The 14,280-nt window shown below is 41.7% G+C and carries 19 protein-coding genes and 1 tRNA gene; 7 read left to right on the top strand and 13 right to left on the bottom strand.

Annotated features, from left to right (window positions below; translation table 11 throughout):
- Positions 1-316: 316 nt before the first annotated feature.
- From FPZ43_RS13810 to FPZ43_RS13800, 3 genes are all read right to left on the bottom strand, one after another.
- Positions 317-2,146: a DNA polymerase III subunit gamma/tau gene (locus tag FPZ43_RS13810; RefSeq protein ID WP_146382509.1), complete on the bottom strand. Its 1,830-nt coding sequence runs from the start codon at positions 2,144-2,146 to the stop codon at positions 317-319.
- Between the two features lie 75 nt (positions 2,147-2,221).
- A complete protein-coding gene (locus FPZ43_RS13805) occupies positions 2,222-2,470 on the bottom strand; it encodes a hypothetical protein (RefSeq protein ID WP_146382508.1) in 249 nt (82 codons plus the stop codon).
- 83 nt (positions 2,471-2,553) lie between these two features.
- Positions 2,554-3,162 (bottom strand): hypothetical protein, encoded by a 609-nt coding sequence (locus FPZ43_RS13800; protein WP_146382507.1) that lies wholly within the window; start codon positions 3,160-3,162, stop codon positions 2,554-2,556.
- Between the two features lie 120 nt (positions 3,163-3,282).
- On the opposite strand from FPZ43_RS13800, the gene rpsF reads away from it, so the two are divergent.
- The 4 genes from rpsF (at position 3,283) to mtgA (ending at position 5,205) form a co-directional block, all read left to right on the top strand.
- Complete coding sequence (gene rpsF / locus FPZ43_RS13795; RefSeq protein ID WP_146382506.1) at positions 3,283-3,648, top strand: 30S ribosomal protein S6; 366 nt, start codon at positions 3,283-3,285, stop codon at positions 3,646-3,648.
- Complete coding sequence (gene rpsR / locus FPZ43_RS13790) at positions 3,648-3,911, top strand: 30S ribosomal protein S18 (protein ID WP_095705209.1); 264 nt, start codon at positions 3,648-3,650, stop codon at positions 3,909-3,911. Before rpsF ends, rpsR begins: the two co-directional genes overlap by 1 nt.
- 16 nt (positions 3,912-3,927) lie before the next feature.
- Positions 3,928-4,371: a 50S ribosomal protein L9 gene (rplI, locus tag FPZ43_RS13785; RefSeq protein WP_146382505.1), complete on the top strand. Its 444-nt coding sequence runs from the start codon at positions 3,928-3,930 to the stop codon at positions 4,369-4,371.
- A 90-nt stretch (positions 4,372-4,461) separates the two neighbouring features.
- On the top strand, positions 4,462-5,205 hold the full coding sequence (mtgA, locus tag FPZ43_RS13780) for a monofunctional biosynthetic peptidoglycan transglycosylase (RefSeq protein ID WP_186461840.1): 744 nt from the start codon (positions 4,462-4,464) through the stop codon (positions 5,203-5,205).
- A gap of 49 nt (positions 5,206-5,254) precedes the next feature.
- Here the strand turns inward: mtgA and FPZ43_RS13775 are convergent, their stop codons facing one another.
- From FPZ43_RS13775 to FPZ43_RS13755, 5 genes are read right to left on the bottom strand one after another with little or no spacing between them, the layout of a single operon-like run.
- On the bottom strand, positions 5,255-5,878 hold the full coding sequence (locus tag FPZ43_RS13775; protein WP_146382504.1) for a YdeI/OmpD-associated family protein: 624 nt from the start codon (positions 5,876-5,878) through the stop codon (positions 5,255-5,257).
- Positions 5,879-5,923: 45 nt separating this feature from the next.
- Entirely contained in the window at positions 5,924-6,214 is a 291-nt protein-coding gene (locus FPZ43_RS13770; RefSeq protein ID WP_146382503.1) for a YciI family protein, read from the bottom strand.
- A gap of 3 nt (positions 6,215-6,217) precedes the next feature.
- Entirely contained in the window at positions 6,218-6,556 is a 339-nt protein-coding gene (locus FPZ43_RS13765; RefSeq protein ID WP_146382502.1) for a type II toxin-antitoxin system RelE/ParE family toxin, read from the bottom strand.
- A complete protein-coding gene (locus FPZ43_RS13760; RefSeq protein ID WP_146382501.1) occupies positions 6,556-6,747 on the bottom strand; it encodes a hypothetical protein in 192 nt (63 codons plus the stop codon). Before FPZ43_RS13760 ends, FPZ43_RS13765 begins: the two co-directional genes overlap by 1 nt.
- A 23-nt stretch (positions 6,748-6,770) precedes the next feature.
- The gene (locus FPZ43_RS13755) at positions 6,771-7,250 is read right to left on the bottom strand and encodes an ABC transporter ATPase (RefSeq protein ID WP_146382500.1); all 480 of its coding nucleotides are present in this window, start codon (positions 7,248-7,250) and stop codon (positions 6,771-6,773) included.
- Between the two features lie 47 nt (positions 7,251-7,297).
- Here FPZ43_RS13755 and FPZ43_RS13750 point away from each other — a divergent pair, with 47 nt between their 5' ends.
- Entirely contained in the window at positions 7,298-7,783 is a 486-nt protein-coding gene (locus FPZ43_RS13750) for a hypothetical protein (RefSeq protein ID WP_146382499.1), read from the top strand.
- A 26-nt stretch (positions 7,784-7,809) separates the two neighbouring features.
- Here FPZ43_RS13750 and FPZ43_RS13745 read toward each other — a convergent pair whose 3' ends face one another.
- The 3 genes from FPZ43_RS13745 to FPZ43_RS13735 are packed head-to-tail and all read right to left on the bottom strand — an operon-like array spanning position 7,810 to position 10,360.
- Complete coding sequence (locus FPZ43_RS13745) at positions 7,810-8,598, bottom strand: (Fe-S)-binding protein (protein ID WP_146382498.1); 789 nt, start codon at positions 8,596-8,598, stop codon at positions 7,810-7,812.
- A gap of 2 nt (positions 8,599-8,600) precedes the next feature.
- Positions 8,601-9,050: a DUF2750 domain-containing protein gene (locus FPZ43_RS13740; RefSeq protein WP_146382497.1), complete on the bottom strand. Its 450-nt coding sequence runs from the start codon at positions 9,048-9,050 to the stop codon at positions 8,601-8,603.
- A gap of 11 nt (positions 9,051-9,061) precedes the next feature.
- Positions 9,062-10,360, bottom strand: coding sequence for a (Fe-S)-binding protein (locus tag FPZ43_RS13735; RefSeq protein WP_146382496.1), 1,299 nt, complete (start codon positions 10,358-10,360; stop codon positions 9,062-9,064).
- A gap of 246 nt (positions 10,361-10,606) precedes the next feature.
- Here FPZ43_RS13735 and FPZ43_RS13730 point away from each other — a divergent pair.
- Positions 10,607-10,679 (top strand) — tRNA-Phe (locus FPZ43_RS13730).
- Between the two features lie 155 nt (positions 10,680-10,834).
- On the opposite strand, the gene FPZ43_RS13725 is transcribed toward FPZ43_RS13730, so the two are convergent.
- Positions 10,835-11,845 (bottom strand): WYL domain-containing protein, encoded by a 1,011-nt coding sequence (locus tag FPZ43_RS13725; protein ID WP_186461839.1) that lies wholly within the window; start codon positions 11,843-11,845, stop codon positions 10,835-10,837.
- A 526-nt stretch (positions 11,846-12,371) separates the two neighbouring features.
- On the opposite strand from FPZ43_RS13725, the gene FPZ43_RS13720 reads away from it, so the two are divergent.
- The gene (locus FPZ43_RS13720; protein ID WP_146382494.1) at positions 12,372-13,946 is read left to right on the top strand and encodes a reverse transcriptase domain-containing protein; all 1,575 of its coding nucleotides are present in this window, start codon (positions 12,372-12,374) and stop codon (positions 13,944-13,946) included.
- 17 nt (positions 13,947-13,963) lie between these two features.
- Here FPZ43_RS13720 and FPZ43_RS13715 read toward each other — a convergent pair whose 3' ends face one another.
- Entirely contained in the window at positions 13,964-14,266 is a 303-nt protein-coding gene (locus FPZ43_RS13715) for a GNAT family N-acetyltransferase (RefSeq protein ID WP_146382493.1), read from the bottom strand.
- Positions 14,267-14,280: the final 14 nt, after the last annotated feature.

The raw sequence follows: 14,280 nt of genomic DNA, 5'->3' as shown, positions 1-14,280 counted from the left end.
AAAGCCAAGCGGTCATGCCGATGCATATCGGCATCTCATCATATCCGTCTTAAATGCACTTGGGATGCTGAAACAAGTTCAGCACGACGATATTGAATATTGGTATCAATCAACAAAACTAAGTCATGCCGATGCATATCGGCATCTCATCATACCCGATTGCTATGCCCGTGGGATGCTGAAACAAGTTCAGCATGACCTATTTGACGGCGCGTAATAATCAAAACGCAATAAGCTCATGCCGATATATATCGGCATCTTATCATATCCGTTTGCTATGCCCGTGGGATGCTGAAACAAGTTCAGCACGATTACCCTAATCGAAATCCAGGTTAAACTTGTTCTTCAGTTCAATAAGGCTTGGATTTTTTGCGGCCAGGTACTGAAACTTCTCCATTGAGGTGTAGGGTTTACGCACAGTATTAGTTTCTTCTACTTTCGAATTTACTTCCACGGTAAAATTGCGGAGACTGCTGCGTAAAAAGTTATGCAGCTCCGGCCGAATGTCCCTGAATGCAGCTTCCTGCACTTTGGTTGAAACAACAACCTCAAAAGTTTCGGGACCGACGGCAATGGGCTTTATAGATGTAAATATGGTGTATAAGCCTGCTGCTTTACCTTCGGCCTTTAGCTTAACGCCGAAGTTGTTCCAAAGTTGCAAGAACTGATCTACAGTAAAGGCTTCCTTATCACTGCCCTTTAAATAAGGGTCTTCCTCCTCTTGCGCAGCTTCTTCAACCTTCTTGGTAAGCTCCTTTAACGACGGTATTTTTATTGATGACGCCGATGCATGCAAGTTGGGTATAAACACCCGAGCCTTTTCCGCAACGGCCGCTTGCGCGGGCGCGGTATCTACTTTAGCAGGTGCAGCACCTTGGCTTTGTAAAGGCGGTGTTGCTTTGGCGGTATTATAGCTTACAGGCGCATCCCGCATAACCGAAACAGCATCTGCAGGCGGGTTTTGAGACTGATTTACTGTGGTATCAGGTTTTTTTTTTAGCTCCCCGTCTGGGGCAGCTACCTGTTGCACAGGGGCCGAAGCCATATCAAATACCGATTGCAGGTGGCTCATTTTAAGCAAAGCAAGCTCAACCTGTAAACGCTGATTTTTACTTAGCTTATAATTGAGATCGCACTGGTTGGCAATATTCATTGCCGATAACAGGAATGATACCGACGCAGCCTGCGATTGCTGCAAGTATTTGGACTTGATGGTTTCGCTAACCTCGAGCAGTTTTATGGTCGATGCATCCTTACCAACAAGCAGGTTGCGCAAATGCTCGGACAGACCGGATATAAAATGTGCCCCGTCAAAACCTTTTGAAAGTATTTCATCGAACAGCAAAAGCGTAGCGGCGCTATCTTCAGCCAATAGCTTTGCAGTTACATTAAAGTAATAATCGTAATCGAGTATGTTGAGATTGTCAATAACCGCACGGTATGTAACGTTTGCACCGCTAAAGCTCACTATCTGGTCAAACATTGATAAAGCGTCCCTTAAACCACCGTCAGCTTTTTGAGCAATAATGTGCAGGCCGTCATCTTCATACTTAATGTTTTCTTTATAGGCAATATTGGCCAGGTGCCCGGCCATATCCTCTACCCTGATACGGTTAAAATCAAATATCTGGCAACGGGATAAAATAGTTGGAAGTATTTTGTGCTTCTCGGTAGTGGCTAATATAAATATAGCGTAGTTAGGTGGCTCCTCAAGCGTTTTCAGAAAAGCGTTAAACGCCGCCTGCGACAGCATGTGCACCTCATCTATGATATAAACCTTGTAACGGGCAGCTTGCGGTGGTATACGCACCTGCTCTATAAGACTGCGGATATCATCAACCGAGTTGTTTGATGCCGCATCAAGCTCATGTACATTAAAGGAATTACCGTTTTGGAAAGCCCGGCAGCTATCGCACTCGCCACAGGCCTCGCCATTGGGTTGCAGATTGGTGCAATTAATGGTTTTTGCCAGGATACGTGCGCAAGTTGTTTTACCAACCCCACGCGGCCCGCAGAACAAAAACGCCTGCGCCAGCTGATTATTCCTAATAGCGTTTTTTAACGTATTGGTGATATGTTGCTGGCCTACAACGGTTTCGAACGTTGCCGGGCGGTATTTACGAGCCGAAACTATGAAATTATCCACAGGCATAAAGGTAACAAGAAATTGCTTTACCTGAAACCCTTAATGCCAATTGTGTGTAATTTGAAGTGCCAGAGTCTATTGCAAATCATCATCCGGCAGATGGTCGTCATCTTCCGGGTCGGGCTCGCCAAGATCGTCTCCTACACGTATTTCGTTGAGGTCGTTACGGGTTTCCATCTGGTCATCAAAGTCGTCATCGTCCTCATCATCCCATGCACCTTCCAAAGGGCCGCCCAGCCCGGCTGGTGTGTCATGATCGTTAAGATTCAGGTCATCAGATAAATCGTCCGACTGATCTGGCTGGTTATTATTTTCTGATAGCATAGCCTATTTGTTTTTACTAAAAAAGACGTTTAACAGCTTAATAAGTTTTGCGTTCAAGCAAAAAAGCTGATCGCGTGTTTGGATCACAAGATATCAACCTGCTTGATTTCCTTTAGCTGATAGTATCCCTTTGCCGATGGCAGATAAACTTCCATATTTAGCCAGGTAATTTTTACCTTTTTGCCCACAAGCTTGGTTGCAGCACCCATAAACGCTTCCGATCCAGGAAACTGCCTTAGCCATAAATAAGTTTTCTCGCTGCCGCCTTCGCTTATTACAAGATATGTATAGCCGCTTTTATCTACCCTTTTAAACACCCCCCTAGATATTGACCACGCCTCGCCAGCGTTATCTTTTGCGGCCATTTTAACAGCCAGTTTCAGGAAGCTTTCGCATTTTTGATTTAAGAGGTTTTTGCCCACGTCAACACCTACTTTATGCATCTCTGCCTTATCAGTAAGTTCAATTCCCCGCTCCTTTGCCAAATCCTCAGCCAGGTCCATTTGCCCCATAAAGCAATCCATAAAGGCCTGTTCGGCTTCCTGCTTGTTGGCAATTTTGCCCATGTCAAGCTTATTTAAACAAGCACATAAGTTATCGGTAAGCTTTTGCTCAACAGGGCCAACTGTACGCTGTGCAAACAACGGGTAAGTTGCAAAAACAAATAGCAGCAGTAGCAAAGGTTTTTTCATATTGTGTAATAAAGTTTGATGCCTACAAATTACAATAATTTACGGCTTGATAAATACAAAAACACTTTGTACATTTGCAGCCCCGATATACCGGGTAATTAATTAAAAATCAAAATAATAATGCAACAGTACGAAACCGTGATCGTTCTAACCCCGTTGTTATCAGAAGACGTTGCGAAAGAGGCAATTGCCAAATTCACAAAAGTACTTACTGATGGCGGAGCCGAAATTGTCCAAGAGGATAATTGGGGTTTGAGAAAATTAGCGTACCCAATCCAAAAGAAAACTACAGGGTACTATCACTTAACTGAATACAAGGCTCCGGGTGATTTAATTAACAAACTGGAAATTGCTTTCAGACGTGATGAGCGCGTTCTGCGTTTCTTAACCATCGCATTGGACAAACATGCCATTGCTTACAACGACAAAAAACGCAGCGGTGCTTTTAACAAAAAACCTGCAGCTAAAGTGGAGGAAAACAACTAATGGCAAACGACCAAATTAAATACGTTACCGCTCCAAAAGTGGAGGATAACCGTAAAAAATACTGCCGTTTTAAAAAGAATGGTATTAAGTATATCGATTACAAAGACGCAAACTTCCTTTTAAAGTTTGTTAACGACCAGGGTAAAGTATTACCACGCCGTTTAACAGGTACTTCTTTGAAGTTTCAGCGTAAAGTGGCCCAAGCGGTTAAACGCGCACGCCACATCGGTTTATTACCTTATGTTACAGACTCATTAAAATAATCAAGGAGGTAAACAAATGGAAGTTATTTTAAAACAAGACGTAAAAAACCTCGGCGATAAAGACGATGTAGTGAATGTAAAGCCAGGTTATGGCCGCAACTTTCTTATCCCTAAAGGTTACGCAATATTAGCTACTGAAAGCGCACGTAAAGTTTTAGCTGAAAACATTAAACAAGCTCAGTTTAAACAAGAGAAAATCCGTAAAGATGCTGATGCAGTTGCTGCTAAATTAGAAGGCGTTAAGCTTACTATTGGTGCGAAAGCTGGTGAAACCGGTAAAATATTTGGTGCTATCAATACCATACAGGTAGCTGATGCATTGAAAAAAGAAGGCTTTGAGGTTGACCGTCGCCGCATTACTTTTGATCAGGAGCCTAAATTCCTGGGCGAGTATGTTGCTAACATCAACTTACACAAAGAAGTTAAAGTTCAGGTACCTTTTGAAGTAGTAGCTGAGTAATTAATTTATATGCTCTGATAAAGAGCCTTTTTAAAAAGCTGTTTGGTTTATGCCAAACAGCTTTTTTATTTTGCACTTACGTTAAAGTAGATGGCAAGGAAAGTACAGAGCAGTAAAAAACGCGGTAATAAAAGCGGGCTTTTTAAAAACGGCATTGTTAGGTTAATACTGCGTATTGTAAAACTCGCAGTGATTGCCTTTGTTGCCCTGAGCCTGTTTGGTGTAATACTTTTTAAATACGTAAACCCGCCCTTTACCTGGCTCATGGTGATACGAGGCTTTGAACGTAAAGCCGACGGCAAAGACTGGAAGATAGACAAAAAGTGGGTTGACTTTGACGAGATTGCCGACCCAATGAAACGAGCCGCCGTTGCCGCAGAAGATCAATCGTTCCTGGAGAACCACGGGTTTGACTTCCGTGCAATCGAAAAAGCTATCGAAAAAAACTCTAAAAGTAAAAAGCTGATCGGCGGCAGTACCATTACCCAGCAAACGGCCAAAAATGTTTTTTTATGGCCAGGTCGTTCGTTGTTGCGCAAAGGTTTTGAGGCTTGGTTTACCATACTAATAGAAACCTTTTGGACCAAAAAGCGCATTATGGAAATTTACCTGAATGTAATTGAAATGGGCGATGGCATTTACGGCATCGAAGCTGCATCTCAGGCGTATTTTAATACACCGGCCGCTAAGCTAACTGTAAGGCAAAGTGCAGCTATTGCTGTGATTTTTCCGAGCCCGCGCAAATGGTCGGCCACCAAGCCAACAACTTACTTAAAGCACAGGCAGTACTTAATTCGTAAAAACATGCGCAGGTTAGGTCCGTTGGAGTTTTAGGCCAACTCCCCCACCTCCCTGAAGGGGGAGTTGAATTATTGTTTATTTATTACTTGTACTTCCAATGCCTCGTTTTGCCTTCACTTATCCATTGCAGGCCTTCTGTAAGCCGCTTTTGGCGGGTAGCATCTGTTTTGGCATCCTCGAACCAGGTAATGTATTCTTTTTGCTGTGAGGGGCTAAATTTATAGAAGTACGCTTTTGCCTCTGGCTGCTGATCAAGTAAGTCGGCAAGGTACTGCGGAGGTTCGTTAATTGATATTGGCTTTGGTTTTGGTACTATGGCCTTCCTGGCGGGGCTTTTGGGCAATTCCATATCTTTAATAGCCATCGCTTCACGAATATACCATATCAGGATATCATCGTCGGGTAGGTCGGCAAGGCTTGTTATGCGGCCAATGCTCCCGGCGGCTTCGCCTCCGCCAATCTGCAATATTTGGTGCGGATCGGGCAGTAAGTCGGCTTTCCAAAAACCGAAGCCGCAGTGCTGTTTAAAACCCATCATGTGGCAAAGTATTCCCTTATATTCAAAGAAGGGTGCACTCCATTTCATAGTCTCGGTAATCTGCGGCGAAGCGCGATGTACCAACTCACGAAGGTGTCTTAAAATTGGTTGCGCGAACTCCGCACACTTACCTATATAAGCATCTACGCGGCTGTCATATTGTTCCATAATGCAATATAATTATCAGCTGCTGTAACAAAAAATAGTAAACGCTTACTTCTTTATAAGGTTCTTTAGGACGGGGTGAGATTGCGAGGCCAAAAACTCTGTAATTGTGAACTTAGCCAGTTTGTGTTGATGAAAAGGATCTTCGGCAATAATCATTTCCATCAGCTCTTTTGATTTAGCCTGGGCTATGATCACGCCACCTGTACGCGGCACTTTGCGGCCGCTCATTATAAACACATCTGCAGCGTAATATTTTTTCAGATAAGCTACATGTGCTTCCATGTGTTTATCTAAGTCGGCCAGCGGAACAATGTATTCGAGGTTGATAATAAACATGGCTTACGGAAAAAGATTTTTAAGGAGATTTACAAGGAATTTTTTGTCGATACTGCTCTCATCCGTTTTGTCGTAGATGGTAAGCATATTGATAGCAGTGTTGCCATCTATGTTGGAAATTAAATAAGTTATTACTCTGTATCCGCCACTTTTGCCTTTCCCTTTACTTGTAACTGCCAAGCGCACTTTATATAATCCGGAACCCAAGTTATCACCCTGTACCGGATTTGCAATCAATGATCTTTCAAGGTCTTTTAAATCGTCAACAAGTGATATATGCCGTTTTTTAAGGGCTTTAGCTTTTCTTATAAAAACGGAAGAATAAATTACCTGATTAGCCATCAGATATCGTCGAGGCTTAGTTTTTTCATTTTTCCGTCCTGCATCTCCTTAACCTCTTTTAGCGCGGTCGCAATATCGGCAGTAAGGCTACCTTCTTTGGGTGCTTCAATAATCTTCGCCTTAAATTTTTTTAAGATAGTTAACACCATCTCGGCATCGCTATCTTTTACCTGCACAGTAAAAGTTGTCATAATCAAATATAAGCAAATTGTAATTACACCAGATCGCCAAACAGCTGTATGTGCCAGCTATCTTTAAATGGCACCTCCCATTTGGTTTGCAGTTCGGTAAGGGTTTGGGCAAGGTTGTTATACACAATAGTTTCCTTTGTGATCTTACCCTCCTTTATCAGGTCTTCAAACTGGTGGCGGGGCAGGGAAATAACTTCCTCGCCATCACGATAGGCCAGGTTAAACCTGTCGAACAAATTGATGCCAAAGTGCTCTTCAACCTGCTTCATAAAGTTTACAGATTTATCAATAGAGCAACCACTTGCACCGGCCTGGCTTTCGTCAACAAACAAAATCAAAAATCGATTGTACCTAATCTCGGCTTTAGCAAGCAACTGGTTGTTATGGGCGGTCCAGCTGCGGGTAAAATTGTCCATGGCAATTTGTATTTGCTGTACTTCGGTATCGCTCAATTTACGATCGGCCTGGTATATCCAAACCCTTGAATGTGAAGAAAATTCCATAATGCAAATTTATTCAATTTATTAACTTGAGGTTACTATTTGTTGTCATGCCTGCATCAATTATAAAAGCACTCAAAAAGATAATACTAAGCAGCACCATGTTGGCTATTTGTGCGTTTCTGTGGAGTTTTAAGGGACTGATGAATGAGCAGGAATGGATAAGCTGGGGTAATCGCTTTTTTACCGAGGCATATGATGCCTCTGTTGAACCAAAACTGAAAAAGTACGAAATAAGCCTTACGCCCGACCATTTTATACGCCTGCGCAAAACTTATCAACAAGGCAAGCAGGAATATTTTTCTTTTAACTTACAGCGTTTTACCACGCTTGGTTACAAACCCGGCCAGGGAAATACCGACACTATAACTGTTAGTACCCGTACCGACGACATTATTGTGCAAACCTACAACGACCCTGAAGGCGACGTGGATTCGATGGCCACAACATTAAACCTGCCCGTCAAAAAAATGCCTGCTCAAAAGCTGGATAGCTTGAAACAGGCGCTCGCTTTTCTTAAAGAAAAGCAATTATAAGACTTTGTAGCAATATCAAAATACGGCTACAATCCGTTCGCCCTTACCGTGATCTCGGCGATATCCAGCACCTTTATTTCCTGCTCTTTATCAATATGCTTAACGCCATCGCTTAACATGGTCATGCAAAATGGGCAGCCTGATGCTATTACGTTGGCTTTGGCTTCGAGTACATCCAGCATGCGCTCATCATTAATTTCCTTTTTGCCCGGCTCGGGTTCTTTAAACATTTGGGCACCGCCGGCACCGCAGCAAAGGCCATTGCTTTTGCAACGCTTCATTTCAACCAGTTCGGTATCTAATACTTCTAACGCACGTCGTGGCGCTTCGTAAACATTGTTGCCCCGGCCAAGGTAACATGGGTCATGAAACGTTATGCGCCTGCCTTTAAAACTTTCACCACCCTCGGCCTTTAGTTTACCTTCGTCAATCAATTGTTGTATCAACTGCGTGTGGTGTATCACTTCGTAGTTACCGCCAAGGCCGGGGTACTCGTTGGCTATGGTATTAAAGCAGTGCGGGCATCCGGTTACAATCTTTTTAATGTTGTAACCATCAAGCACCTGTATGTTCATCATCGCCTGCATCTGGAACAAAAACTCGTTACCTGCACGTTTGGCAGGGTCGCCGGTGCAGGCTTCTTCTGTTCCTAATACAGCATAGCTGATATTAACATGTTGCAGTATCTTGCATATATCGCGCGTGATTTTTTGAGCACGCTCGTCAAAGCTGCCTGCGCAACCTACCCAAAACAAAATATCTGGTTGTTTACCTTCGGCCGCCATTTGGGCCATTGTAGGGATAATCAGTTCCATAGCTAATCCTCTCCCTCCTCTTCTTCATCATTGGCTATATCTGCAATGAAATCATCAAGGCTGCCATAGTTTTTAAACTTGATGGCCGAGTTCATATCCTTTAACCGCAACAAAATTTGCAGGGCTACCTCAAGTGCATCGCTTTCGGCGCCATTCATGTTTGCATCCCAGTTAGTACCTACAAGCGTATCATTTTCTGCCATGCCTGTGCACCAGTTCTCCAGGAAGTCGCTCAGCAATATTTCAGTAGGTGTATATCCTTTCCAATCGTCGCGTGCGGAAGCCTTTGCCAGCGCCCTGTCCGACCAAAATGGTATTACATCCACCTGCTCATCCTCACGCGAGTGCGAGTTGGCCCAGCCCTCTTTATTTTTTAAGCCCCAAACTATTTTGGCCGCGCTTACTTTTTCAATAAACAACTGGTGTTTGCTATCTATGGTACCGTTTGACATTGTGAATGCTTTTAATTGTTTAGCGCCCAATTTAGCCTGTCGCTTTGGCTATACTTCCAGGGGGCGCCGTTATTTTCCATATTGCCGAACATGTTGTTAAGGCTGGCCGGTGCCTGCGACTCTTCCATAATCACGTACCTGCGCATTTCGGTTATAATCTCTAATGGGTTGATGTTAACCGGGCATGCCTCAACGCAGGCGTTACATGTTGTACAAGCCCACAATTCTTCGCGACTTATGTAATTATCCAACAGTGACTTATCATCATTATAGTCCTTTCCATGCTTGTCGATGTCATTACCTACTTCGGTAAGCCTGTCGCGGGTGTCCATCATGATTTTACGCGGCGACAATAACTTACCCGTAATATTTGCAGGGCATACAGATGTGCACCTGCCGCACTCGGTGCAGGTGTAAGCATCCATCAGGTTTTTCCAGGTAAGGTCCGTTACGTCTTTTGCACCAAACCGGCTTATCTCGGTACCTTCCGGAACAAAAGAAGGATCAAGCATGGCCTTTACCTCCCCGGTAACCGAATCCATGTTGGTAAACTTTCCCTTTTTATTTAAGTTAGAGTAGTAAATATTTGGAAAAGCCAGCAGGATATGAAAATGCTTTGAGTATGGCAGATAATTTAAGAAGGCTAATATCCCGATAATATGAAACCACCAGCAAACCCGCTCTGTTATAACAAGCGCTTCGGTGCTATTGGGCAGCAGTGGCGCTATCATCGCCCCTATCGGGAAGCTGCCTGCTGTTGCATAATGGCCAAAATGTAGAAGCTGCAATTTATAATCGGAGGCGTTCATGGTTAAGAACGCACCCATCAACAGAATTTCAGTAATAAGGATATAATTCGCGTCAGACTTTGGCCATGCCGTCATTTCGGTACCGCTAAAGCGCTTAAGTTTGATCACATTACGCCTTACAAGGAAAACAACACAAGCTGCCAGCACCAGCAAAGCCAGCACCTCGAACCCACCAATAAGCATGCTGTAAAAGCCGCCAAGCGGCTTTGCAAATACTCGGTGCGACCCAAAAATACCGTCGACCATGATCTCCAGCACCTCAATATTGATGATAACGAAGCCAACATATACCAAAATATGCAGTATGGCAGCTACCGGGCGCTTCACCATCTTACTTTGCCCAAGTGCAACACGAGCCATAATACCCCAGCGTTTTGCAGGGTTATCACTCCTATCAACATCACGGCCAAGCAAAATATTGCGGCGAACCTTTGCCACATTTTTACCGAACAGGTAAACCGCAGCTGTTAAAATAACAATAAATACAATTTGAGCCGCCATATTAAATATTATGCATGCATAGCAATTACAAGCTAAAGTAGCCATTTGTTTTAATGATACAAGGCCAAGCCAAGGGTAAAGTTGCAATGTTGTGGGCTTATAACAACATTAAAAAAATATTTTTCGGCTAATTAACTGATAAACAGATTACAAATCCTTAACAGTTAATAGACACCAAAGTATTTTCAAAAAAAAGTTTCCAACTTTAAAAAAAACGCTACATTTGCAGACCTCAAACAAAGAGATGGTACCATAGCTCAGATGGTAGAGCAAAGGACTGAAAATCCTTGTGTCACTGGTTCGATCCCAGTTGGTACCACGAAAAGATCCCACATGGGGTGTATTTGAAAAAATTTTTATAAGCCTCCTGATTATTTAAGGAGGCTTTTTATTTATTATTTGATGGTTGTGGCAGTAGGCAATGCTATCGCAATGAAAGTCACAAAATCTTTTCCCTACGGTTGCAGTTTTAATTTAGTAAGCCAATACCAACTCACTAACTTCGATTATCGAAGTAATTCTAAAGTTTCTATCAGCATTCCGTAAATGGCAAAAAGCCCTTAAATACTTAATTAAACTTTTTTTAAGGGATAAATCATCTTCACCCTCAATTAACTCATATCTACTGATTGTTCTTGTAGTTATCTGGCCAAATCGGTCTTGGTATTTTATGAAAAGATATTTTTTATCGGTTCGTTTTAAAGCTTTTTCAAGTAAGGTGTTGATATCAATGGTTTGTTTCAAGATAATCTTACCTCCTTTTTTACGCTTTTTAAAAATTGGGGCATGCGTTTTAAAAGGGTTTAAAATTATTTTTGGATCAATAATTTGATCAATTTCTTTGCTGATGTTCTTATTTAACACATAATCGAAATATGTTAAATGAAAATAGCCGCTTCGGTTAGATAGTTGTAATGGTTTCAGTAATGTGTCGCCAGTAAGTAGGTAGCTATCTTCCGAAATCGCCTTTGATAGCATAGATAGCAATTCTTCATTCGGTTTGGGTATTACCAAAAGTGATTCAATAGGTAACAAATATTCTGAAAACTTTTCTCCGGCAGCATCAAACCATTTACATTTTACGAGATTTTCCGGGTAGATTTTTTTACGTTTTATATCTGAGCTTACCTTACTGTCTTTTTCATCATTGTGTTTTACAATTTCAATAACGCTCATAACCGGGCTTACAAAAGTTAATAACCCACTTGACGTGTTCGTTTTTTTAGTTGAGTTTTGTAATAATTCGGAATGCAAAAAGCTCCGTTCCTTTCCAAGTTCGACTGGTAGTGTTTTTAGTGCGACCAGTGATCCTAGTTGTAATTCTTCCTCTTCTATTTCCTTTAAATTGATGAGGCGCAAGTCTCCCTCCAGTAAGTTGCTTTCAACGAATTGGTTCCGCTTACTTGAAAACCAAATGCATTTATATTTATTTACCGGTTTAGGCTCTGGATCGTCGTCATGGTTAATTATCTCGGTGACAATCATGATAGGTGGTATCATAAGAAATTCACCGCTTATGATTATCGATGTAATATTTTCTTGAAATGGGTGTGATTGTAATACTACAGTATTTCCAATTATAAATTTAGGCATAGGAAAAAATAAACTCAAATATAATATCTTTGGAAGGGACTTCGGAGGAAGAAATGGCCTTTTTATTGCATTTGGAATTGACCAAAAGATACTTCATGCGAAATAGTGCATGATGGATGTACATTGTCATTACCGGCCTTGTAAGAAGCAGAGGTGTTAATCATCTCCCGCTGATTATAAGTCATTAGCGAACCTTTAGTGAGGCAACTCATCATTGGCAATGCTGCGGTTAGACATTGAACAAATATAGCGATTATCTTGAATATGTTTATAAGTGATTTCATTGCTTTAACTATTGTTTGATGTTTCAATATATAATTCGATACAATGGCGTGACTCAAGAAATTGGGTAACGGTCAGCCTACTGGTGTATGCGGGTCTGATATCAACTACGCGAGAATCCGAAGTCCCTTTTTTTATGAAGAAAAAAAGAAAAACAACATGGCTTCGTAATCGCGGCTATCTCCATTTAACGAACCAAATAAATGTAAAGGAAGAGCGCGGTAAAGTATTAGGTTTTGTGAGAAACAAATCCGAAGTGGCGAGGCATGCATTTTTTCCCCTCATTCATACAAATATTAAAGTCAGGCGTTATAAGTTGAATAAGGATGGCACCAAACGCGGCCATTCGCACGATGGCGAAAAAACATTTAAGCTTCGGCCTTTGCATTATGCTACTCACATTGATGCAATGATTTTTGGGCACTATGGCGAGCAGTTACAAAGGAAATATCTGGAGGAACTACGTGAAACAGAGGGATTGACTGATTGCGTTACGGCATATATTCAAATTGCACATCCTGTACGAAAGGGCAAAAACAAAGGAACTATCGATTTTGCACATGAGGTGTTTCAAGAGATAGGGAATAGGGCAGAAAAAGGTTGCTGGGCCTTAAAATATGATATAGAGAAATTTTTCAGCAACATGAACCACCGCATACTCAAAAAGGCGTGGATGGATTTGCTTGGTGAATATACACTTCCAGCCGACCACTACAGTGTTTTCAAAGCTGCAACAAACTTCTCTTTTATATATCGCGATGATTTACGAATGTCGTCCAGCAACTCAAATAGACGTGCTGGCTTTGATGAAAAGCGTCTCGCTCAGATTCGGAAGACCAACGTGTCGGCTTTTTTTTATGATTCTTCGGATTTCAGAGAAACGTTAAAAAAAGGACAATTAAAAGTTCACAAAAACAATTTCAAAAATAACCGCGGTGAAGTTGTTGGAATACCGCAAGGACTACCTATAAGCGCTACTTTAGCAAATTTGTATCTTTTGAATTTCGATAAAATTATGCTTGCAGAAGTCGTAAAGAAGCGAAAAGGCTTTTATCGTCGCTACTCTGATGATATCATTATTGTTTGTGGAGACACTGACAAGATTGAGTTAAACGCTTTGGTTGATGACGCATTGCTTGAAAGCGAATTGCGGGTAAGCCCCGGTAAAAATGAAGAGTATTATTACGCAATTAAAGAATTTAAAGGAAGAAAAAAATTATTATCAAGCCTTTGGAAAAACGGCAAGTTTCATCCAAATCGTCCATTAACATATCTTGGTTTTGAATTTTATGGAGATCGAACGTTAATAAAGTCCGCCAACCTTTCCAAGTTTTATCGCAGGATGATCGTGGCTGTAAAAAGTCGTACTAAGCGCGCTTTTTCAGCGGCCTATAGCGGCCAAAAGTCTAATACTGCCTTATTCAACAGAAGGCTCTACCGCTTATACACAGATATTGATTTAGATAAAAAAACTGTCCGTCGTAGCTTTAAAAAGCTTGTGCCTAATCAATTTGGCGAATTTGTTTACTCAGTTATTAGAAAAGATAACGAATTTCGGAGTAATTATTTTAAGTATGGCGAACGAGCCAGTGAAATTATGGGTACTAACACCATCTCCATGCAAACTCGTCGGCACCGTACAATTTTTAAAAAAGCTGTAAAAAAATACGCCGAATTATATTCTCGTAGGTGTAACCTTGAAAAGGATTGACGCCCTAATATTTTTACTTAAATCAGTAATGTAAACAGATTATAACAATCTATTGAAAACCTTGGGTTCCATAGGCAAACGGTGCCAATAAGAGTGGTTTCATGCTTCAAGTTTATTGCCCAATAGTAAGCGTTATTTGATAAAACCCTGTCTATAAAGCCTGCTGCTTGGTCATATGATGTAGATTTTGGCCTGTTCAGGTAGCGGTTAACGCGCTCGTCGCAACGTAACAAAACCAGTTGCCCGGCATCATCAGCAAATAACTGCCGTAATCTCAGTCGCGAAGTTTCAAGTTCCTTCAATACAAACCCTGCCGACATACTACATGTATATT

This window comes from Mucilaginibacter pallidiroseus, from assembly GCF_007846085.1.
Classification (GTDB): domain Bacteria; phylum Bacteroidota; class Bacteroidia; order Sphingobacteriales; family Sphingobacteriaceae; genus Mucilaginibacter; species Mucilaginibacter pallidiroseus.
This window is presented reverse-complemented; position numbering and strand designations above follow the sequence as displayed.

Bases quoted from the DNA above. Each gene is read 5' to 3' on its own strand.
- FPZ43_RS13805 (WP_146382508.1), bottom strand. From the start codon at position 2,470: ATGCTATCAGAAAATAATAACCAGCCAGATCAGTCGGACGATTTATCT.
- FPZ43_RS13800 (WP_146382507.1), bottom strand. From the start codon at position 3,162: ATGAAAAAACCTTTGCTACTGCTGCTATTTGTTTTTGCAACTTACCCG.
- rpsF (WP_146382506.1), top strand. From the start codon at position 3,283: ATGCAACAGTACGAAACCGTGATCGTTCTAACCCCGTTGTTATCAGAA.
- rpsR (WP_095705209.1), top strand. From the start codon at position 3,648: ATGGCAAACGACCAAATTAAATACGTTACCGCTCCAAAAGTGGAGGAT.
- rplI (WP_146382505.1), top strand. From the start codon at position 3,928: ATGGAAGTTATTTTAAAACAAGACGTAAAAAACCTCGGCGATAAAGAC.
- mtgA (WP_186461840.1), top strand. From the start codon at position 4,462: ATGGCAAGGAAAGTACAGAGCAGTAAAAAACGCGGTAATAAAAGCGGG.
- FPZ43_RS13775 (WP_146382504.1), bottom strand. From the start codon at position 5,878: ATGGAACAATATGACAGCCGCGTAGATGCTTATATAGGTAAGTGTGCG.
- FPZ43_RS13770 (WP_146382503.1), bottom strand. From the start codon at position 6,214: ATGTTTATTATCAACCTCGAATACATTGTTCCGCTGGCCGACTTAGAT.
- FPZ43_RS13765 (WP_146382502.1), bottom strand. From the start codon at position 6,556: ATGGCTAATCAGGTAATTTATTCTTCCGTTTTTATAAGAAAAGCTAAA.
- FPZ43_RS13760 (WP_146382501.1), bottom strand. From the start codon at position 6,747: ATGACAACTTTTACTGTGCAGGTAAAAGATAGCGATGCCGAGATGGTG.
- FPZ43_RS13755 (WP_146382500.1), bottom strand. From the start codon at position 7,250: ATGGAATTTTCTTCACATTCAAGGGTTTGGATATACCAGGCCGATCGT.
- FPZ43_RS13750 (WP_146382499.1), top strand. From the start codon at position 7,298: ATGCCTGCATCAATTATAAAAGCACTCAAAAAGATAATACTAAGCAGC.
- FPZ43_RS13745 (WP_146382498.1), bottom strand. From the start codon at position 8,598: ATGGAACTGATTATCCCTACAATGGCCCAAATGGCGGCCGAAGGTAAA.
- FPZ43_RS13740 (WP_146382497.1), bottom strand. From the start codon at position 9,050: ATGTCAAACGGTACCATAGATAGCAAACACCAGTTGTTTATTGAAAAA.
- FPZ43_RS13735 (WP_146382496.1), bottom strand. From the start codon at position 10,360: ATGGCGGCTCAAATTGTATTTATTGTTATTTTAACAGCTGCGGTTTAC.
- FPZ43_RS13725 (WP_186461839.1), bottom strand. From the start codon at position 11,845: ATGATTGTCACCGAGATAATTAACCATGACGACGATCCAGAGCCTAAA.
- FPZ43_RS13720 (WP_146382494.1), top strand. From the start codon at position 12,372: ATGAAGAAAAAAAGAAAAACAACATGGCTTCGTAATCGCGGCTATCTC.
- FPZ43_RS13715 (WP_146382493.1), bottom strand. From the start codon at position 14,266: ATGTCGGCAGGGTTTGTATTGAAGGAACTTGAAACTTCGCGACTGAGA.